General features: G+C 71.1%; 1 protein-coding gene. It reads left to right on the top strand.

The genetic code is table 11. The features are described from left to right. Window positions 1–450 (top strand): CurL C-terminal domain-containing protein (locus GCN81_RS00110; protein ID WP_156721315.1); only part of this gene is annotated, 450 nt, incomplete at both ends.

The raw sequence follows: 450 nt of genomic DNA on the forward strand, positions 1-450 counted from the left end.
GCTCGCTTCCGGTGCTGCCGTGGGTGCTCTCCGGAAAGTCCGCCGAAGCCGTCACCGCCCAGGCCGAGCGACTCCTCTCGCACATCGACGACCACCCCGACCTCGACCCGCTCGACGTAGCGTTCTCCCTCGCCACAGACCGGGTTCTCTTTGACCACCGGGCCGTGGTCACCGGCCGCGACCGGGACGAACTGCTGGACGGGGTAAGCGCGCTGGCGTTGGGCGGAACCGTGCCGGGCGCGGTGCGGGGCGCCAAGGGGAGCGGAAAGACCGCCTTCCTCTTCACCGGGCAGGGTGCGCAGCGCGTCGGGATGGGCCAGGAGCTGTACGCGGCCTTCCCGGTCTTCGCCGACGCCTTCGACCAGGCCGCCGCCGCACTCGACCCGCACCTGAAGCGGCCACTGCGCGAGGTGATCACCTCAGGCGACGGGCTCGACCGCACCGAATACA

The sequence above is a fragment of the Streptomyces apocyni genome (assembly GCF_009739465.1).
GTDB classification, from domain to species: Bacteria; Actinomycetota; Actinomycetes; order Streptomycetales; family Streptomycetaceae; genus Streptomyces; species Streptomyces apocyni.